The sequence below is a fragment of the Halopseudomonas aestusnigri genome (assembly GCF_002197985.1).
In the GTDB taxonomy this organism is placed as follows: Bacteria; Pseudomonadota; Gammaproteobacteria; order Pseudomonadales; family Pseudomonadaceae; genus Halopseudomonas; species Halopseudomonas aestusnigri.
Window position 1 is genome coordinate 205502 of sequence record NZ_NBYK01000005.1, and the last position, 20153, is coordinate 225654.

A 20153-nucleotide genomic window follows, 5' to 3' on the forward strand; every position below is an offset into this window, starting at 1 on the left:
CTCTAGTCTGAGCCCGGCCGAACAGTTCGTAGCGGGCGTATTCATCTGCGATGACACAGTTATGAGGTCGATTATTACGCTTTCAAGTGACCCCATGATGATTGGGGTCAATTTTTTGTCACTCAGTAAGCCAAATCAGGGACGCAAGCCGCCCCGTCTGCCCATCACGACGGTAGGAGTAGAAGCGTTCGGCATCGGAAAACGTGCATTCGCCACCACCATAAACCGACGTAACACCTGACGCTGCGAGGCGCTGGCGCGCCAGTTGATAGATATCCGCCAACCAGTGCCCTTCGCGTTCGGACGGCACAAAGGCACTTACTGCTTGTGGATCGGCAGCGATAAAGGCTTCACGCACTTCGGCACCCACTTCGAACGCCGCCGGACCAATGGCCGGACCGAGCCAGACCAGCACGTCAGCAGGCGAGCCGCCAAGTGTCGCGACCGTCTGTTCCAGCACCCCGTCGAGCAGGCCGCGCCAACCCGCGTGCGCAGCCGCAACGCGCTGCCCGTCACGGGTACAGAACAACGCCGGCAGACAGTCGGCGGTCATGATGGTACAGGCGATGCCCGGCTGATCAGTCCAACTGGCGTCCGCCTCAAGCACCTGCGTCGGGTCGGCCTTGCACACCTCAGTGCCATGCACCTGGGTCAACCAGGCGGGCTGACACCCCAGCACCCGCCCCAGCTCGGCGCGGTTGGCAGCGACATGGGCGGGGTCATCGCCCACATGGTCACCCAGGTTGAATCCCTTCCATACGCTCTGGCTGCAACCACCCTGACGCGTGGTGATACAGGTGCGTATATTGGCCGGTGCGGGCCAGTCGGCGGTCAGCCAGAGGGTGCTCATTCGCCGATCTCACCGTCCTCACGCAGCAGCGCCAGCAGATGCTGCATGTCTTCCGGCAGCGGCACCTGCCAGCTCATGTGGCGACCGTCGGTCGGATGCTCCAGCTCAAGACGGCGTGCGTGCAGCGCCTGACGCGGAAACTCGCGCAGTTCCTTGATCAGCTCAGGGCTGGCCCCCGGCGGAATACGCAGACGGCCGCCATAGACCGGATCGCCGACTAGCGGAAAATGGATGTAGCTCATGTGCACGCGAATCTGGTGCGTGCGCCCGGTTTCCAGCTTGACCTTGACGTGGGTGTGCGCGCGAAAACGATTGATCACCCGATAATGGCTGATCGCCGTCTTGCCACCGGCAACAACGGCCATCTTCTGACGCTGGGTACCGTGACGGGCAATCGGCTGGTCGACCTTGCCGCCCGCCGTCATCACGCCAATCACGACACATTCATATTCACGGCTGACAGTGCGTGCCTGCAGCTGGGCGACCAGGTCGGTCTGCGCCTCGATGGTCTTGGCCACCACCATCAAACCGGTGGTGTCCTTGTCGAGCCGGTGGACGATGCCGGCACGCGGCACCTTGGCCAGTTCAGGCGCGTGGTGCAGCAGGGCATTGAGCAGGGTGCCGTCCTGATGGCCGGCAGCCGGATGCACGACAAGGCCGGCAGGCTTGTTGATCACCAGCAGCGCGTCGTCTTCATAAATGATGTCCAGATCGATGGCTTCGGCCTGCCACTCGCCCTGAATCTCGCGCTCGGCATCCAGCTCCAGCCGCTCACCACCCAGCACAATGTCACGGGTGCGCTTGACCTCACCATCGACCAGCAGACTGCCGTCCTTGATCCAGCCCTGCAGGCGGGAACGGGAATAGTCGGGGAACAATTGCGCGGCCACCTGGTCCAGGCGTTGACCACCCGATTCCGGGCTGACCTGTGCGGACAAACGAATACGATCTGACATGGGGAACTCACTGGAAGGCGTTGTGCGCCGGAACCGGCCGCAATCCCTTTTGGAATCGACCGGACGCTGTGGTTAAATACGGCTGGTCCGGGAAGTCCGGACAAGGCTGCAAAGGCCCAAACTATAACAGGACGGCCGCACTGGAAACAGCGCACGCCAACCATTCGGGTGTCATGATATGTCGATGAAACATCTGCTGCTGGTCGGAGTACTGGCACTGCTGGCAGCGTGCTCTTCCAACGCACCGGTGATTGACGAGTCGCTCAGCGAGTCGGAGCTGTATCGCAAGGCCCAGACCGATCTGGACGCAGAAAATTACGGTTCCGCTGTTGAAACCCTGCGCGCCCTTGAGGCCCGCTACCCCTTCGGCCGCTATGCCGAGCAGGCTCAGCTTGAACTGATCTACGCCTACTACCAGAACTATGAGCCGGAAGCCGCGACCGCGTCAGCCGACCGTTTCATCCGCCTGCACCCCACCCACCAGAACGTCGACTACGCCTATTACATTCGTGGCCTGGCTTCCTTTACCCGCGACCAGGGTATTATCGAACGCTTCCTGCCGCTGGACATGACCCGTCGTGACCCGGGTGCCGCCCGCGACTCGTTCAACGATTTCGCCCAGCTGATCAACCGCTTCCCGAACAGTCAGTACGCACCGGACGCCCGCGCGCGCATGGTTTACCTGCGTAACCTGCTGGCAGCCTACGACGTACATGTCGGCCACTACTATCTCAAGCGCGGCGCCTATCTGGCCGCGGCCAACCGCGGTCGTTACGTGGTCGAGAACTTCCAGCAGACCCCTTCAGTGGGTGACGGCCTGGCACTGATGGTCGCCGGCTATAACCGCCTGGCCATGCAGGATCTGGCAGACAGCGCACTGGAGACACTGAAGCTCAACTATCCGGAACACCCGGCATTGGTCGATGGCGAGTTCAAGCATCACGTCGAGCCGGCCGTGGCCGAAATGGACTGGCTGGAATCCGCTTCCGTTGGCCTGATCGACGCTGTTACCGCCCCGCCGCCGCGCATGGCGAAAACGCAAATGGAGCGCGAAATGGAGCGCCAGTACCAGGACGCCGCTGCCTCACTGCCGCGCGAAATTCGCGTCAGCCAGAACGGCGAACCTCGCCGCAGCTTCTGGAACCGCATCACCTTCGGTCTGCTCGACTGAGCATTGCCCGACTAAAAAGCCCGCCACGGCATTCGCCATGGCGGGCTTTTTTGTGGGGCAGCGGCAAGCTACAAGCCTCAAGCTGCAAGTAAAAGCAGCGCGGTTTAGTGTTTAGCTTGTAGCTTGTAGCTTAAAGCTTGCGGCTTGAGGCTGCCGGCCAAAGGCCGGCTGGCTAGTCCTCCATCGCCCACCCTGACGTAATCGGATAACGGCGATCACGGCCGAAGCCACGCTGGGTGATACGCGCCCCGACAGCCGCCTGGCGGCGTTTGTATTCGTTGAGATCGACCAGTCGCACCACGCGCTTGACCTGATCCTCATCGAAGCCGGCAGCGATGATGGCACTGGCAGACAGGTCGTGCTCAATATACAGACGCAGAATCTCGTCCAGCACCGGATACGGCGGCAGCGAGTCTTCATCCTTCTGATCAGGTGCCAGTTCGGCAGACGGCGGACGATCGATTACCCGTTGCGGGATAACCGGGCCCAGCGTATTGCGGTATTCGGCGAGGCGGAACACCAGCGTCTTGGGCACGTCCTTGAGTACATCAAAGCCACCTGCCATATCGCCATACAGCGTGGCATAACCCACCGCCATCTCACTCTTGTTGCCGGTGGTCAGTACCAGCGAACCGGTCTTGTTCGACAGTGCCATCAGCAACGTGCCGCGACAGCGAGCCTGCAGGTTTTCTTCCGTGGAGTCGCGCGGCAGCCCTGCAAACACCGGCTCCAGCGTCTGCATGAACGCCTCGACCATCGGGGCAATCGGCAGCACGCGGTAGGTTACGTGCATGGCATGTGCCTGCGCCTCGGCATCTTCCAGACTCATGCCGGAGGTGTAGTGATACGGCATCATTACCGCCTCTACCCGCTCGGCGCCGAGCGCGTCGACGGCAACCGCCAGCGTGAGGGCCGAGTCGATACCACCGGACAGCCCAAGGACCACACCCTTGAAGCCATTCTTGTTGACGTAATCACGCACCCCGGTAACCAGCGCCTGATAAACACTGGCCTCCAGCTCCGGCATGGCCGCCAGCGCGCCCTGACGCAACCGCACCTGGCTATCGTCGAACTGCACATCAACCGGATACAGCCCTTCGCAGAAGGGGGAAACCCGGCAGGCGATCTGACCATCGCTGTCCATCGCTACGGAGCCGCCATCAAACACCAGCTCGTCCTGGCCGCCGACCTGGTTAACATAGATGATCGGCATTGACCCTTCGGCGGCACGCTCGGCCAGCATGGCTTCGCGTTCACGCTGCTTGTCCATGTGAAAGGGCGAGGCGTTGAGGTTGAGCATCAACCGGGCTCCGGCGTCACGGGCCTGCGCCATCGGCTGGGGATGCCAGATATCTTCGCAGACCGTGATCGCCACAGGCAGGCCGTCAATCTCGAGGCAGCACGGATCGGAACCCTCGGCAAAATAACGCTTCTCGTCGAATACCCGATAGTTCGGCAGGTGCTGCTTTGCGTATGACGCCAGGATGCGGCCATCGGCAATGACCGCCGCCATGTTGTAGCACAGGTCATCCTGCTGCCAGGGATAACCGACTACGACATAAATGCCCTGAACCTGCTCGCACAACTGATCCAGCGCCCGACTGATGCGCGCCTGCATGCTGGAGCGCAGCAGCAGATCCTCGGGCGGGTAGCCGCACAGCGACAATTCCGGGAATACGATGACCCGGGCACCCAGCTCGTCACGGGCATGTCTGGACGACTCGATAATTCGCTCCAGATTGCCCGGGATGTCGCCCACCCGCATGTTCAGCTGGGCCATCACGATGCGCAAGGTTGCCGTCATGTTGTTTCTCCTGAGTCAAGATGCGCCTATTGTCCGGCAAGCGCCTGTGCCCCGCAATCGCAAGATGGTTTTGGCAGGCTGTGGCCTTGGGATACACTGGAACACCCCGCACGGAACACAGCGACACCATGGGACTGATCAAACTGATAATTCTGGCCGCGCTGGTATGGGCAGCCCTGCGTTTCTGGCGCGCGATGCAGCAGCAGCGCAACACGGAAAACCCCGCCTCACAGCGGCCGCAAACCGATGCACCGGTGATGGTCCGCTGTGCGCAGTGTCAGGTGCACCTGCCCGAGTCACGCGCGTTGCGCGCCGGCGACCAATGGTACTGCTGCGCGGAACACCGAGATGAACACGACAACCGCTGAGCGGATCGACTCCCAGCGCCCTCGCATCCTGCGACTGTACAATCTGTATCGGGTCATTCTCGGCTTCGGCCTGACCCTGCTGACCAGCTCGTCGCTGCGTGAGGGCGTGCTGTCCCTGAGTAATCCCGAGGTCTACGCTCAGGCCAGCTGGATCTACCTGTTCATCAACGTGCTGATCGCGCTGTCACTGCACAAGGGCCGACGGGATATTCACCTGTTCGTGCTGGCAGTGCTGGATATCACCCTGCTCGGCATCATCTTCTACGCCGCTGGAGGCATAGGCAGCGGCTTCGGCAACCTGCTGATCATTCCGGTCGCAATCGGCAACGTGCTGCTGCATGGCCGTATCGGACTGCTGCTGCCGGCAATGTCCAGCCTGGTTCTGATCTATCTGACGTTTTTCCTCAGCCTGACCCATCCCTACATAGGCCAGAACTACCTGCAGGCCGGCGTGCTGGGCGCGATCTATTTTGCCGTCGCCCTGTTCGTCCAGCGCGTCACCCGCCGGCTGTACCTGTCGGAAATTCTGGCCCGCGAGCAGGCCGCCAGTCTGGCCAGCCTGGAACAACTCAATCAGTTGATCATCCAGCGCATGCGCACCGGGATTATGGTGGTCAGCGCCGACAATCGAATTCTGACCAGCAACGAGGCCTGTTCGCAGATGCTCAACCGCGACGTGCCCCAGGGGGAGCGGCTGGATAAGATCGCGCCAGAGCTGGAGCAGCGACTGCGTCAGTGGCAGCGCAACCCCTCGGTTCGGGCACGCTCATTCCACAGTTTCAATGGCAGTACCGAGCTGATGGCCAACTTCAAACACCTCGGCAGCCAGACCGGCGACAACATTCTGGTGTTCCTGGACGACAACACCCAGGTCGCCCAGCAGGCACAGCAACTGAAACTGGCCTCGCTGGGCCGCCTGACCGCCAGCATTGCACATGAGATCCGCAATCCGCTGGGGGCAATCAGCCACGCGGCGCAACTGCTGGCCGAGTCCGAACAGTTGTCAGTTCAGGACCAGCGGTTGACAGAGATCATCCAGCAGCACTCCCAGCGCATGAACCGGGTGATTGAAACCGTGCTCGAACTCTCCCGCCGCCGCCCCAGCGAGCCGCAACTGGTCGATCTGGCGCTGTGGGTATCCCACTTCGCCGCCGATTTTCGCAGCGCCCATCCGCCAACCGATGCGCTTGAGTGCGACATCGAGAAAGAGGGGATTCTGACCCGAATCGACCCCAACCAGATGACCCAGGTTCTCAACAACCTGTGCAATAACGCACTGCGTTACAGTGGCGAAGCGGGGCAAGCCCGCGCCATCCTGCTCAAGCTGTATGTACGACCGGACACCGAACTGCCGGTGCTGGAGGTCATTGATCATGGCCCGGGGATCTCCGAAGAACACCTGGGTCACATTTTCGAGCCCTTCTATACCACCGAAGCCACCGGTACCGGCCTGGGCCTGTATATCTCCCGCGAACTGTGCGAAAGCAACCAGGCACGACTCGAGTGCGACCGGGTGCAGCCCCACGGCTGCTGCATGCGCATCACCTTCGCGCACCCGAAACGACTGGTATGATGCCCGGTAATCAACTGACAGGAGTCAAGCAGCAAGCCATGATGCAACCCACCGTGCTGATCATCGACGACGAGCCGGACATTCTCGAATTGCTGGAGCTGACCCTCGGGCGCATGTCGCTGCAAACCCGCAGCGCCAAAACCATGAGCGAAGCCTTGAACCTGCTGCAGTCTCACCACTTTGATCTGTGCCTGACGGATATGCGACTGCCTGACGGCGATGGCCTGAGCATCGTACGCCATATCCAGCAGCACTTTACCAGCACCCCGGTGGCGATGATCACCGCCTATGGCAGTCTGGATACGGCGATCAGCGCACTTAAGGCCGGCGCATTTGACTTTCTGACCAAACCGGTCGACCTCGCCCGCCTGCGCGAGCTGGTCTCGACCGCACTGCGCCTGCGAGATTCGCAGACCGAACCCGGGCCGCAGGCACAGGACCCGATCCTCGGCATCTCGCCACCAATCGAGCGACTGCGCAACCAGATCAGCAAACTGGCGCGCAGTCAGGCGCCACTGTATATCAGCGGCGAGTCCGGCAGCGGCAAGGAACTGGTCGCCCGTCGCATTCACGCACTCAGCCCCAGAGCCGAACAGCCCTTTGTACCGGTCAACTGCGGCGCCATACCGTCCGAGTTGATGGAAAGCGAATTTTTCGGCCACCGCAAAGGCAGCTTTTCCGGTGCAGTTGCCGACAAGCCGGGCCTGTTCCAGGCCGCCAATCACGGTACTCTGTTTCTCGACGAAGTCGCCGACCTGCCGATGGCCATGCAGGTCAAGCTGCTGCGGGCAATCCAGGAGAAGGCGGTTCGCGCAGTCGGCAGCCAGCACGAGGAAGCGGTTGACGTACGTCTGCTGTGCGCCACCCACAAGGATCTCGCCAACGAGGTAGCCCAGGGGCGCTTCCGCCAGGACCTGTTCTACCGCATCAACGTTATCGAACTGCAGGTGCCGCCGCTGCGGGCGCGCCGCGAGGACCTGCCGCTGCTGGTCCGCAGCATCCTCGGCCGCCTGGCCGAGCGCGCCAAACGTCCCGCGCCCGCGGTCACCGAGGCAGGCATGGAGCGGCTGCTCAATTACCGCTTCCCGGGCAACGTACGCGAGCTGGAAAATGCGCTGGAACGGGCCTTCACCCTGTGCGAAGGCCAGCAGATCGACGCCAATGACCTGTGGCTCAGCGCCTGCCCGAGTGCTGCCCAGGATGACACTCCCGATTTCAGTCAGATCGACCATCTGGAGGATTATCTGGACAACATCGAGCGCCAGGCGATCACCCAGGCGCTGGAAGAGACCCGCTGGAACAAGACCGCCGCCGCCAAGCGCCTGGGTCTCACCTTTCGCTCCCTGCGCTACCGCCTGAAGAAGCTGGGCCTGGACGACTGAGCCATCAGCGGCCCGTCAGTTCAGGCGCGTATCCGGCAGATAGGGTGTCGGATCAATCTCCGGGCTGCGCTGCAACAGCAAATCGGCGAGCAGCCGACAGGATGCCGGGGCCAGTACCAGCCCATTGCGGAAATGCCCGGTGTTCAGCCACAAGCCAGGCAGCGAAGACACCGGTCCGATATAGGGCACACCATCCGGCGATCCCGGGCGCAAGCCCGCCCATTGGGCAACGGGCGACTGCTGCGCCAGATCAGGCAGCAACGCCTGCGCACTGGCCCGCAGCGATGCGAGCGCCTCGTCAGTGGTGCGCTTGTCGTAACCTTCATACTCCAGCGTGCTGCCGATCAGAATATGACCGTCACGACGGGGAATCGCATAGCGCCCCCTGGCCATGACAATCGACGGCAGCCAGCCCGGCGCCATCCTGTACAGCAGCATCTGGCCCTTGACCGGCTCAACCGGCAGCGTGAGCCCCGCCTGCTGCAACCAGTCGCCGCTCCAGGCGCCGGCGCACAGCACAACAGCGTCCGCCTCAATCCGCCCAACCGGGCACTGCACTCCAACCACCGCGTCGCCATCACGCAGCAACGATTCCACCGCGCAGTGCTCGCGCAGGGTGAAGGCGTCAAACTGCAGCAAACGGGCACGAAGCGCCTGCATCAGGCGCGGATTACGAACGTTCGCCAGATCAGCCTGCCAGAGCGCACCAGCAAATCCCGGGGCGAGCTGCGGCACCTGCCGGTAGACGAAGTCGGCATCCACTGCACGCAGCGGCTTGCCGTGGGCCACCGCCCAGTCCAGCGCCTGACCCTGTTCATCGTGATCAAGCCACAACAGGCCGCAGGTGTGCACTTGCGGATCCCGCTCGGTCTGCTCCAGCAGCGAGGTTGCCAGCTGCGGGTAGTATCCCTGCGACCACTCGGCCAACGCACTGACCGCATCGCAGTAGCGCCAGGGGTACAGCGGCGACACGATACCGCCGCCTGCCCAGGACGCTTCACGTCCCAACTCGCCGCGCTCCAGCAGCGTCACACGACATCCCGCCTGCAACAACTCGAGCGCACTCAGGCACCCCATTACTCCGCCACCGACCAGCACTACCTCACGCATTCACTTCCCCCTGACCCGCCTTGCCGCACTCAGCTACCGCTATTGATCGTCTACCGCGAACACCGCCATCGCGGCGCCGGGAAGACTAACGCAGAATCGACCTGTTTTAGACCAAAGTCGGCCAAAAAAGCCGTTATAAAGGCGGCATAAGCCGAATCATGTGCCTGTCCCCGCCTGACAGAAACCGGTATGATACGCCTTCTCTGAACTACTCCAATGGCCGATCACCGTCAGACCATTGAGCCCCGGCAGGCAATTCCACACGAAGCGCCGCCGCTTTCCATCAGCCAACCACTGATACCCACGTACCGGGGCGTTCGGAGCAGACAGCACACACTGCTTGCCGCGCTCTCGACACAGCCAAAAGCGACCGTCGGGATCAAGCCCGTTTGCTAGCCGCCCCGACATTGGCCAGTATGATCACTGGAGAGCTCAAGAGGCTCCTTGATTTTTACCAAAGAGGCGACATGTAAATGACAGCAACGAACGTAGATGTATTGCTGGTCGGTGGTGGTGTCATGAGCGCTACGCTGGGAATGTTGCTCAAACAGTTGGATCCCGCCATGACCATTACCCTGGTCGAGCGTCTGGACCATGTGGCTCACGAAAGCACCGACGGCTGGAACAATGCCGGCACCGGCCACGCCGGCTACTGTGAGCTGAACTACACTCCCGAAGACCAGAATGGCAATGTCGCAATCGAACGCGCCCTGGCCATCAATGCATCCTTCGAAGTAACCCTGCAATTCTGGAGCTACCTGGTAGAACAGGGCATCATTCAGAACCCCTCGGACTTCATCAACGCCACCGCCCACCAGAGTTTTGTCTGGGGTGAAAAAGACGTTGCCTTCCTGCGCAAGCGCCATGAACTGCTGAGCCAGCATCACCTGTTCGCCGAGATGCAGTACAGCGACTCTCCCGAGCAGCTGCGCGAATGGATGCCGCTGATCATGTCCAGCCGCGACACCAGCCAGCCGATTGCCGCCACCCGCGTTGATCATGGTTCGGATGTCGATTTCGGATCGCTGACTCGCCGGATGATTGCGCACCTTGAGCAACAGGACGGATTCGAACTGCGTCTGAGCCACTCGGTAAAGAGCCTGCGCAAGAGCAAGCGCGGTTACTGGCGCGTGGTTGTCGAAGATGAAAAGTCTGGCAAGGACATCGAATTCAACGCCAATTTCGTATTCCTCGGTGCCGGTGGCGGTTCACTGCCGCTGCTGCAAAAGTCGAATATCGACGAAAGCCAGGGCTACGGCGGCTTCCCGGTCAGCGGCCAATGGCTGGTCTGCCAGGATCAGGACGTGGTCAAGCGCCACAGCTCCAAGGTCTACGGCAAGGCTCCGGTCGGCGCCCCGCCGATGTCGGTCCCCCATCTGGACACCCGTATCATCAACGGCCAACCTGCCCTGCTGTTCGGCCCGTTCGCCGGCTTCACCACCAAGTTCCTGAAGAAAGGTTCGATTTTCGACCTGTTCTCCTCGGTCAAGCCGTACAACGTGGCGCCCATGATGGCGGTTGGCCTGGACAACATGGACCTGACCAAGTATCTGATCGCGGAGTCTTTCCAGTCGCACAAGGATCGCGTTGCCTCACTGCGCAACTTCTTCCCTGACGCACAGGAGAAGAACTGGAAACTGCAAAACGCAGGCATGCGCGTGCAGATCATCAAGAAGGACGCCAAAGGCCACGGCAAGCTCGAGTTCGGTACCGAGATCGTCGCTGCCAAGGACGGCTCCCTGGCAGCGCTGCTGGGCGCCTCCCCTGGAGCATCGACTGCCGTCCAGGCGATGATCGATGTCATCGAGCGCTGCTTCAAGAACCGTATCGCCAGCCCAGAGTGGCAGGCGCGCATGAAAACCCTGGTGCCATCCTATGGCCAGTCCCTGGTCAAGGATGCAGACCTGCTCAAGCAGGTCCGTCAGCGTACCCTGAGCACACTCAAGCTGGTCTAGTATCCGGTTTGAAAGCGCTCGATACGCTCTGGCGTAGATGGATGGGTTGAGAGAAAGCCGCTCAGCTCATCCAGTTCGCCCTCCTCCCCGGAGGGCGGATCCAGACGCAACATGATATCGGCAAAGCGCTGTGGCGATATCTGCTGATCCTGCAGAAACGCCAAGGCAAACTCGTCGGCTTCCTCTTCCATGCCCCTCTGATAGCTGAGCGTCGCCAACAGCGCAGGCACCCCGGTGACCAGATCCGAGGCGGCCGACACATCGCCAGTCAGCGACACCATGACAAAGACCAGCAACGAGCCCTGCACCAGGTTACGCATGCTGTGCCGGTGCACCGCGTGCCCAGCCTCATGCGCCAGCACCGCGATCAATTCCTCGTCATGCTGCGCCAGCTCGATCATATCGTCGGTGAATACCAGATTGCCGCCCGGCAGCGCAAAGGCATTGGCGCCCAGCGCCTCGCTGGCGCGAAAGTGCACTTTCAAGCGATGATCCGGATGACGCTGCTGCAGGGCCAGAAGCGCAGGTTGCATTACCTGCAATAGCGCCTGCTGCCGCTCCTCGCTCAGCGTGCTGGGCGATGTCCAGAGTCTATCCATGGCATCCAGCCCCTCCTGGCCGGCTCGCTGCTCCAGCGCCACCGGCAGCTGGTACGCCAGCTCCCTGGATAACCAGGGCACACCCCATACGACGCCGCCCACCAGCATGGCCAGCACGACCACCAGGGACACCAGAACCAGCGGAATATTCAGTTCCAGCCGTCGCAGCCAGACTGTACCGCCATCAGCCGCCTTCAATCCCTCAGCGATAGCCTGCAGTCCGGCCACATCGGCCGACTCCAGCGCAGCGCGCTCGCCCAGGTGCAGATAGCTTTTGGCGCTGCCCACCTGCATGCCGAGCCTGACCTGCGCGGCAGCGAAGTGCTCCACCCGGCCATCGTCCAGTTCCAGCCGCAGCTGGTTCCCCTGCAGACGGGCAATCGCGGCGCAGGCGCCGCTCGACTCGCCATCGAAAAAGTGCCCGCTGACCCCGGCATTAACCGAAGGAGAAACCGACATCGAAGGCGTCCCCCAACTCCATACCAACGGCACCTGCGCGTTGGGCTTCACCTGCAACAAAGCCATTCAGATCGCCGGCAATGTCCATCTGCGTGCAGCTGGCCCGGTAGCGCGCCATACGCACCTTGGCCCAGGCAGTGTAAAACCCCATGGTCAGGGCAATCAGCAAAGAGTTGGTAACAAAGATCCAGACCATGCGGCGCTTGCCCAGCGTAGAAACGAATCCGTGCTCACCGAGTCGGGTCGCATTGGTCACCAGATTGGTCACACCGGCCATCATGTAACCGAACAGCGCAAGGTACGCCAGCACAACCCCAATAATGCCCAGCGCGGAGTGAGCCATCGAAGCCAGCCCACCGAGCAGGGCGAAACCAATAAACACCAGAACCATGCGCAGGAAGAACAGATAGGTTTCACCCACCGTCAACGACAACTGGAACGGGCTGCTGCCAAACCGGGTATTGTCCACCAGGAAGCGATACCAGCGCTGGGCCGACAACGGCAACAGCAGGCCCAGGCTCAGAATACCCACCAGCGGCCACAGGTAGATCACCTGCACGGCTTGCCAGTAGGAGCCGGCAAAGTCGAATCGGATATTGCGGTAGGCGCTGTTAATCGCATGGAACTTGAGTGATCGGGTGATAATCCAGGGAATAAGCGGCAGAAACAGCAATAGCAAGCCAACGGCCACGATGGGGAAGAAATTCGAGGCCACCGTCCAAAGGATTACCGCAACCAGCGCGACCAGACGCCCGCGAAAAATCACCCAGGGGTCAGCCAGATACTGAAAGCTGCTCCCCTCCAATACAGTGTGACCGTAAAAATACTGCAGGTTGCGAACCTTCGCCCAGGGCGCGTAGAAGCCGAGCGTCACTATCAGCAGGAGGATATTGACGATCCAGACACCGAAGTACTCACCACCGCTGCCGGTAAATTGCAGCTGCGACAGCCGTTTTGCCGGCGATGCCGGCGCCACTGGCGGTGGCAGTGGCGTGTCACCAATCACCGGCTCGCGGCGTGCATCCGCACCCGGGGACGCACTCGATGCGGCTCCATTGGGCACAACTGGCGATCCGGCGCCCTCCTCGGCAACGATTTCGGTGATCAGCCCAGCGTCGTGCAAACGCTGGCGGTAGCGCTCGGCCAGAGATGCCGTCAGGCCGGACTTGATGGTTACCGTGCGCCCCGCCAGCAGCATGTCGACTTGCTGCCTGCCGAACCCCAGGCGCAGAAGGTTCTGCTCCAGTTCGGGCGTTTCGACCTCGCCGGTCAGCCGGCCCCTGAACACAACCTTGAACAATTCGTGCATATCGGCCCTTCCCTGTCTGAAAATTCCCTAACTTACTGCCGGCATCTGCCCGACGTTGCCGGGTGCCGACGCCATTCAAACAACTACCGACAACCTGCGCAAGTGGCAAGCTGTCAACCTAGCGCCGGGTCACATCCATCACAACGCCTTCTGCAACCAGCGATTCAAACGCCCGGTCCAGTTCACGGACAACCGCCATGGCATCCGGCCTGCTGCGCGACACAAACAGCCGCATGGGGGGCTCATCCACAAGGATATGGGGAAGCGGCTGCATACCCAGTTCGGCCATGGCCGATACCGCCTGCCCCCGGTAATCGAGCAAATAATCTCCCCGACCACGCAATAACATCCGTATGGCACCCACATGAGAGCTGCTGGAACGCTGATCGATTTGCCAGCGCGGGTCCTGCAACACCCGCAAGATCGGCAAACTGTAGTTGTAGTTGGTAATCAGGATAAGCGCCTTGCCCTGCAGACTGTCAGGCCAGTGCGGCACCGGCTCGTCGGCGCGGTAGTAAAGATGAATCGGCAATGCTCCGAAGCTGGACTCGCTCTGCACGACATAGGCCTCAAGACCGACCTGATTATTGACCCCAAGCCAGACATCAACCTCGCCCGACACCAGCCCCCGGCGGACCCTTGCAATGGGCAGCAGATTAATCTGGTAGGCGTATCCGGCCCGCTTGAACAGCTGCTCCAGCACATCAGCGGTAGGGCCTACCACCCGGCCGTGCTGGTCGTAGTCGGAATAGCCCGGATAGGGTAGCAGTACCACCTTCAGCGGCCGCTCCAACGGAGCCGCATACCCGCCTTGCGCAGACAGCGCCAGCAACCCGAAACAGCAATACGCCGCCAGCATTCTTATAATTTTTTTCACGCCATCCTCTGCTGCCCGAGTCATCTTGCCGGACACCAACTGCCAGTTGAGTCAGGCATCAGAATGCCATGATCTGCAGACAAAAAAAAACCCGCGCCGATTGGCGCGGGTTTTCATGTCACTGCTCGAACTCAGGCGCCATAAACCGGCAAGCGGGCACATACGGCCTTGACCTGCTCGCGAACCCGATCAATCACGGACTCATCACCCATGTTGTCGAGAATGTCGCAGATCCAGCCAGCCAGCGCTTCGCAATCAGCCTCAACGAAGCCGCGGGTAGTGACCGCCGGCGTACCGATGCGCAGGCCGGAGGTTACGAACGGCGAACGCGGATCGTTCGGCACGCTGTTCTTGTTGACGGTGATGTACGCGCGGCCCAATGCGGCATCTGCGTCCTTACCGGTAATGTCCTGCTTGATCAGCGACAACAGGAACAGATGGTTTTGAGTACCACCGGATACGACGTCGAAGCCGCGCTCAATGAACACCTTGGCCATCGCCTGGGCATTCTTTACGACCTGCTGCTGGTAAGCCTTGAATTCAGGCTGCAGCGCTTCCTTGAAGCAAATCGCCTTGGCCGCAATAACGTGCTCCAACGGACCACCCTGCGCACCCGGGAATACCGCGGAGTTCAGTTTCTTTTCGATTTCTTCGTTGGCACGGGCCAGAATCAGACCACCACGCGGACCACGCAGGGTCTTGTGGGTAGTGGTGGTGACCACATCCGCGAACGGAACCGGGTTCGGGTAGACGCCTGCAGCAACCAGACCGGCAACGTGGGCCATGTCAACAAACAGGTAAGCCCCGACCTTGTCAGCGATCGCACGGAAGCGGGCAAAATCCAGCACCTGGGAATAGGCGCTGAAACCGGCCACGATCATCTTCGGCTTGTGCTCAACGGCCAGACGCTCGACTTCGTCGTAGTCGATCAGACCCTGGTCATTGATGCCGTACTGAACGGCATTGTAGAGCTTGCCGGAGGAGGAGACCGAAGCACCGTGGGTCAGGTGACCGCCGTGCGCCAGGCTCATGCCGAGGATGGTGTCACCAGCCTGCAGCAGCGCCAGGTAAACCGCCGCGTTGGCCTGGGAACCGGCGTGCGGCTGAACGTTGGCGTAATCCGCACCGAACAGCTCCTTGGCACGGTCAATGGCCAGCTGCTCAACGACATCGACATACTCGCAGCCACCGTAGTAGCGCTTGCCCGGGTAGCCTTCGGCGTACTTGTTGGTCAGGACGGACCCCTGCGCCTGCATGACCGCCGGACTGGTGTAGTTCTCCGAGGCAATCAGCTCGATGTGCTCTTCCTGACGTACCGCTTCCTGCTCCATGGCAGCCCAGAGATCGGCATCGAATGTGGCAATATCGTTGGAACGGCTAAACATGTAACGGCCCCCTGCTAGGTCGTTCTGATGAAAAAAGAAGCCGCATTTTAGCGCAAGCGTCACCGGCTGGCACTTGAAAAGCGTTCAGGCACCGACAAAAAGCATTCATGCTCCCGACTGCAGCCAGCGCCGCTCGAACTCCTGCGCCGCCACAGGCCGCCCCAGATGGTAGCCCTGCACCTCGTCACAACCGAAGCTGCTGACCAGTTGATACTGCTCCTCGGTCTCAATCCCTTCGGCGATGACCCGCAGCTGCAGACTGCGGCCCATGGCAACAATCGCCTGGACCAGCAGGGCGTCACGGCTGCCGGGGTGCATTGTCTGTATGAAGCCCCGGTCAATCTTCAGCGTATCAATCGGAAAGTCGCGCAGGTAATTGAGCGCCGAGTACCCGGTACCGAAGTCATCAATGGCGATCTGCATGCCACGCTGCTTGAACTCCTCAAGCGTACGCATGGTTTCATCGATGTTGCGCAGCAGGATACTCTCGGTCAGCTCCAGCTCCAGCGCCTCAGGCGCCAGATTGTAGTGCTCCAGCACGCTGGCGATCTGAACGGACAGCGCACCGTCATCAAACTGCATGGCCGACAGGTTGACGGCCAGACGCGGCAGATGCAGGCCCCGGTCCCGCCAGTCGGCAACCTGGCGACAGGCTTCATTGAGCACCCATTCACCAAGCGTACGGATCAGCCCCAACTCCTCGGCAATAGGGATGAACTCTGCAGGCGACACCACACCACGCTCGGGATGGCGCCAGCGCAGCAAAGCCTCGGCACCGGTCAGCTGTCCGCTGTGACAACTGAACTGCGGCTGATAGTCCAACTCGAACGCCTGGTCCTGCACCGCACGGCGCAGGTCATTTTCCAGCGCCAACCGCTCCAGCGCCTTGGCATTCATGCCGCTCTGATAGAACTGGAACGTTGCCTTGCCTGCTCCCTTGGCGTGATACATGGCAGTGTCAGCGTTTTTCAGCAACACACTGCTTTCCGCTCCGTCCTGCGGGTACAGTGCGATACCGATACTGGCAGACACAAAGAAGTCACGCCCCTGCAGCACCACTGCACCCGCCAGCGCATGAAGCACCTTCTCCGCCACATGCATCGCCGTCGACAGCGCCACATCACGATCCGCCAGACCCGACAACAGCATGGTGAACTCATCGCCACCCATCCGGGCCACGGTGTCGCTCTCGCGAACGCAGGCACAAAGTCGCTGCGCCACCTCCTTGAGGACATGGTCACCAGCGGCGTGGCCGAGACTGTCGTTGATCGGCTTGAAGCGGTCAAGATCCAGAAACAGCACCGCAACCCATTCGTCCCTGCGGGCAGCCAATTGCAAGGCCGCCTTGAGACGATCCTGGAACAGCGTTCGATTGGCCAGCCCGGTCAGCACGTCGTAGTAGGCCAGGCTTTGGATCCGCTCCTCCGATGCCTTGCGCTCGCTGATATCAACAAAAAAGCAGACATAACTGACCAGATCACCGTCGTTATCATGCACCGCGGTTATTCCGGCCCAGCTGGGATAGACCTCGCCGGAACGACGACGCAGCCAGACTTCTCCCTCCCAGTGCCCCTGCTGGTGAACTGCGTCAACGATCGCCCGGTAAAACGCCGGTTCATGCGCCTGGGAGGTCAGAATCGCCGGCAACTGGTCGATCACCTCGTCGGCATCGAATCCGGTAATACGGGAGAAGTTTTCGTTGACCTGAACGATATAGCCCGCAGGGTCGGTGACCACGATACCGCCGGTGGTGTTCTCGAATACCGTGGCAGCCATCCGCAAGCGGTTTTCGGTACGACGCTGTTCGCTCACATCCCGCGCCAGCCCCAGCAGACCGAGGAACCGCCCCTGGGCTGACCACATCAGGGTAATACGTACTTCAAGCGGACACTTGCGGCCGTCCGCCTTGATACCGTCAAACGTGATCTGACGCTGATACCCCTGCTCGCGCAATGCGGCGGCGCGCTCGGGTACGTGCACCTGATCCCGCAGCTCGGCGCGAATCTGCTCCAGGAACTCGACAAAGCGCTGGTCCGCAAGGCTCTCGACGTAGGATTTGCTGAGCATGAATTTCGGGCTGTACCCGAGCAACCGCTTGACCGACGGGCTGATGTAGTCGGTGCGAAAATCGCTGTTGGTCGACCATACAATGTCACTGATGCTCTCGGTCAGCTGCCGATAGCGCGCCTCGGAGCGCTGAACCTGCTCACTGGCCAGCGTCTGTTCGTGAATATCGCGGACAAACCCGATGATCTGCACCACCCTCCCGTCAGGGCCGCGCTTGAACACCTTCGAACGGATACTGAACCAGCGCCAGCCAGCGTCACGGTGGCGCCAGCGCACCCGCCATTCAAGTATCTGCTCGTCACCCAATGCCAGCTGCAGGCGACGGTTGATCTGCATGTATTCAAGATCATCAGGGTGCAGCAGCCGATTACGGTAATCGGCTCCCATCGACGCCTCTTCCTCAGCGCTGTAGCCCAGCATCTCGGCCAATGTCCGATTACTGAACAGAAAATCGCCGGCGCCCATCCACTTGGTATCGCGGATATAAATCAGGTCAGGCACGGAACGCACAACCTCGGCCCAGAACTCGCGGCTTTGGCGCAGGGCCAGCTCCGTGGCTCGACGCTGACTCAGATCGGTGACGCTCATGGGAACGGCATGCAGCGCTTCGGCACTCTCCGGCAGACGCATCACCACCCATACATACAAGGTGCTGCCGTCGGGCAGACGCAGCGGCGTCTCTACCTCGAAACGCTCGTCACCGTTGATCAATGCCAGTAACAGCCGGTAGCGCCCTCCGCCCGGGCGCAGGTGGCGTTCCCCCCGGAACAACCGCTCGATCGCAGCCACATTGGGTAGCCCCAGCAGCGCCAGCGCAACCTGGTTGGCTTCAAGAAAGTGAATACGTTCCAGCAGCTCCCCGTGCCGCTCGGGGTTTTCCAGCAACCAGCGATCGAGCTGCTCGGCGTTGAAGATACCTTCACGCAACAGCGCCTGTTTGATATCCACCAGGTCGACCAGGCACAAAGCCATGTCAACGCCCTGAAAAATATCGCGATAGCGTCGTTCGGTGTCCAGCAGACTGCGGATGGAGCGATCCTGGTCAGCCTGCATGCGTCGATTGGCATGAGCCTGGCGCCCCATGAACCAGAGCGCCGCCACCAGAACCAACAGGCAACCGCTGAACAGCAACGCCTTGCCCAGCAACAGCGGCGCCAGCTGCTGAGCGTAATAATGCGGCTCGACCAGTCCGCGGACCTGCCAGAGTGTGCCTGGCACCGGGGCACTGACCACAACACGCGCGCGCTCTTCAGCCGTCATGGACGTGCCACCGAGAAACGCCAGCCGGTCCTGCTGCTGTCTGGCCAGTACCTGCCCCTGACCGGTATCTTCTAGCAGCCAGCGATAGCCCTGCCCGCTGCGCGCCGACACCAGCGACGAGAGCACGCGCTCGTCCAGCCGCAATACCCAGTAACGATTATCCTGCCTGCTGTTCAGCGTCCAGAACAGCAGGTTGTGCGCCGCATCCGATACCAACGCGAAGGGTTCGCCGCCTATCTGCAGCTGACGTACACTCTGCGCCCAGGGCTCACGGCTGTCTTCCGGGCCGGCATCGGTGTCAATGCGCTGCACACCGTACACCCCGGGCAGCAACACCTGCGCCGCCACAGCAACATCCCCGAGCGGCTTGCCGTCGAGGCTATCGAGCAGCGCGATCAGGGCGTGCGAGGTTTTAGCGAGGTTGAGCTCCATCTGGTCGGCGGTCAGCCAGACCGCCTCTTCCACCATCGTCTGGTGCTGACGCTTGAGCACTTTAAAGTCGACGTAGGACTGCCAGCCAAGCAGCGCCATAAGGAGGCCACTGGCGACCGCAAACATCGCGATACCCAGACGGTTGGCTGCGGGCTGGGTGCCAACCCGACTTTGAGCCTGAGCGCGCGGCTCGGCTGACCACGTTTTCTTATTTTTATTCAAGGCATATCACTTGTCGGTTCGCGGTCCGAAAAAAAGGGGCTGACACCACCGGCTGCGGGCATCGGATCCGCTGCAAACGGTTTGCCCTTGCAGGCCAGTTGGGCTAGCCTTGCCACCACATTTCGCCGCCCTGGCGAAGACCTTTCCGTACACTCCCATTCAACAGGTTCTGCCAACATGGCTCAATTCGGTTAAGAGAGCCATTGGGGTTTTGTAAAGAACGAAAATCGTACTTAAAACCCCTCAAATCATGATCAAATCGCCTGTTAAATAATAATTTCAACAAATTTTTTAGCTAAACAACACAGAATCTGTAAAGAAAAGCTGATTTTCGCATTTTTTCGCCCTTCAAACTTTACAAATTAATCCCAGGG

14 protein-coding genes are annotated in these 20153 nt (G+C 60.9%); 5 read left to right on the forward strand and 9 right to left on the reverse strand.

The features are described from left to right. Positions 1–118: 118 nt before the first annotated feature. Both pgeF and rluD read right to left on the reverse strand, forming a co-directional pair. On the reverse strand, positions 119–850 hold the full coding sequence (gene pgeF, locus B7O88_RS10060; RefSeq protein ID WP_088275711.1) for a peptidoglycan editing factor PgeF: 732 nt from the start codon (positions 848–850) through the stop codon (positions 119–121). Continuing rightward, a complete protein-coding gene (gene rluD, locus B7O88_RS10065) occupies positions 847–1806 on the reverse strand; it encodes a 23S rRNA pseudouridine(1911/1915/1917) synthase RluD (RefSeq protein WP_088275712.1) in 960 nt (319 codons plus the stop codon). Before rluD ends, pgeF begins: the two co-directional genes overlap by 4 nt. A 178-nt stretch (positions 1807–1984) precedes the next feature. Between rluD and B7O88_RS10070 the strand changes: the two genes are divergently transcribed. Beyond that, positions 1985–2977 (forward strand): outer membrane protein assembly factor BamD, encoded by a 993-nt coding sequence (locus B7O88_RS10070; protein ID WP_088275713.1) that lies wholly within the window; start codon positions 1985–1987, stop codon positions 2975–2977. A gap of 172 nt (positions 2978–3149) precedes the next feature. Here B7O88_RS10070 and B7O88_RS10075 read toward each other — a convergent pair whose 3' ends face one another. Then, positions 3150–4781, reverse strand: a complete 1632-nt coding sequence (locus B7O88_RS10075; protein WP_088275715.1) for an NAD+ synthase — start codon at positions 4779–4781, stop codon at positions 3150–3152. A gap of 128 nt (positions 4782–4909) precedes the next feature. On the opposite strand from B7O88_RS10075, the gene B7O88_RS10080 reads away from it, so the two are divergent. Genes B7O88_RS10080 through B7O88_RS10090 form a run of 3 tightly spaced genes read left to right on the forward strand, consistent with a single transcriptional unit; the run spans position 4910 to position 8104 of the window. Beyond that, complete coding sequence (locus B7O88_RS10080) at positions 4910–5149, forward strand: PP0621 family protein (protein ID WP_200818442.1); 240 nt, start codon at positions 4910–4912, stop codon at positions 5147–5149. Then, positions 5130–6722, forward strand: coding sequence for an ATP-binding protein (locus B7O88_RS10085; protein ID WP_088275716.1), 1593 nt, complete (start codon positions 5130–5132; stop codon positions 6720–6722). Before B7O88_RS10080 ends, B7O88_RS10085 begins: the two co-directional genes overlap by 20 nt. A 38-nt stretch (positions 6723–6760) precedes the next feature. Further along, a complete protein-coding gene (locus B7O88_RS10090; protein WP_088275717.1) occupies positions 6761–8104 on the forward strand; it encodes a sigma-54-dependent transcriptional regulator in 1344 nt (447 codons plus the stop codon). Positions 8105–8119: 15 nt separating this feature from the next. On the opposite strand, the gene thiO is transcribed toward B7O88_RS10090, so the two are convergent. Beyond that, a complete protein-coding gene (thiO, locus tag B7O88_RS10095; protein ID WP_088275718.1) occupies positions 8120–9214 on the reverse strand; it encodes a glycine oxidase ThiO in 1095 nt (364 codons plus the stop codon). A gap of 473 nt (positions 9215–9687) precedes the next feature. On the opposite strand from thiO, the gene mqo reads away from it, so the two are divergent. After that, positions 9688–11169, forward strand: coding sequence for a malate dehydrogenase (quinone) (gene mqo, locus B7O88_RS10100; protein WP_088275719.1), 1482 nt, complete (start codon positions 9688–9690; stop codon positions 11167–11169). Here the strand turns inward: mqo and B7O88_RS10105 are convergent. The 5 genes from B7O88_RS10105 to B7O88_RS10125 all read right to left on the reverse strand — a co-directional run bounded on the left by B7O88_RS10105 (position 11166) and on the right by B7O88_RS10125 (position 19779). After that, the gene (locus tag B7O88_RS10105; RefSeq protein ID WP_160003168.1) at positions 11166–12227 is read right to left on the reverse strand and encodes a M48 family metallopeptidase; all 1062 of its coding nucleotides are present in this window, start codon (positions 12225–12227) and stop codon (positions 11166–11168) included. The genes mqo and B7O88_RS10105 overlap by 4 nt on opposite strands. Beyond that, entirely contained in the window at positions 12205–13536 is a 1332-nt protein-coding gene (locus tag B7O88_RS10110; RefSeq protein WP_088275722.1) for a YjgN family protein, read from the reverse strand. The genes B7O88_RS10105 and B7O88_RS10110 overlap by 23 nt, the downstream gene beginning before the upstream one ends. 118 nt (positions 13537–13654) lie before the next feature. Beyond that, the gene (locus tag B7O88_RS10115; RefSeq protein WP_160003167.1) at positions 13655–14413 is read right to left on the reverse strand and encodes a substrate-binding periplasmic protein; all 759 of its coding nucleotides are present in this window, start codon (positions 14411–14413) and stop codon (positions 13655–13657) included. Positions 14414–14544: 131 nt separating this feature from the next. Further along, a complete protein-coding gene (gene glyA, locus B7O88_RS10120; RefSeq protein ID WP_088275724.1) occupies positions 14545–15798 on the reverse strand; it encodes a serine hydroxymethyltransferase in 1254 nt (417 codons plus the stop codon). A 105-nt stretch (positions 15799–15903) separates the two neighbouring features. Next, a complete protein-coding gene (locus B7O88_RS10125; RefSeq protein WP_140418576.1) occupies positions 15904–19779 on the reverse strand; it encodes a bifunctional diguanylate cyclase/phosphodiesterase in 3876 nt (1291 codons plus the stop codon). Positions 19780–20153 lie beyond the last annotated feature (374 nt).

Coding starts and splice junctions, on each gene's coding strand:
- B7O88_RS10080 (WP_200818442.1), top strand. CDS start 4,910: ATGGGACTGATCAAACTGATAATTCTGGCCGCGCTGGTATGGGCAGCC.
- rluD (WP_088275712.1), bottom strand. CDS start 1,806: ATGTCAGATCGTATTCGTTTGTCCGCACAGGTCAGCCCGGAATCGGGT.
- pgeF (WP_088275711.1), bottom strand. CDS start 850: ATGAGCACCCTCTGGCTGACCGCCGACTGGCCCGCACCGGCCAATATA.
- B7O88_RS10085 (WP_088275716.1), top strand. CDS start 5,130: ATGAACACGACAACCGCTGAGCGGATCGACTCCCAGCGCCCTCGCATC.
- B7O88_RS10105 (WP_160003168.1), bottom strand. CDS start 12,227: ATGTCGGTTTCTCCTTCGGTTAATGCCGGGGTCAGCGGGCACTTTTTC.
- thiO (WP_088275718.1), bottom strand. CDS start 9,214: ATGCGTGAGGTAGTGCTGGTCGGTGGCGGAGTAATGGGGTGCCTGAGT.
- mqo (WP_088275719.1), top strand. CDS start 9,688: ATGACAGCAACGAACGTAGATGTATTGCTGGTCGGTGGTGGTGTCATG.
- B7O88_RS10070 (WP_088275713.1), top strand. CDS start 1,985: ATGTCGATGAAACATCTGCTGCTGGTCGGAGTACTGGCACTGCTGGCA.
- glyA (WP_088275724.1), bottom strand. CDS start 15,798: ATGTTTAGCCGTTCCAACGATATTGCCACATTCGATGCCGATCTCTGG.
- B7O88_RS10075 (WP_088275715.1), bottom strand. CDS start 4,781: ATGACGGCAACCTTGCGCATCGTGATGGCCCAGCTGAACATGCGGGTG.
- B7O88_RS10110 (WP_088275722.1), bottom strand. CDS start 13,536: ATGCACGAATTGTTCAAGGTTGTGTTCAGGGGCCGGCTGACCGGCGAG.
- B7O88_RS10090 (WP_088275717.1), top strand. CDS start 6,761: ATGATGCAACCCACCGTGCTGATCATCGACGACGAGCCGGACATTCTC.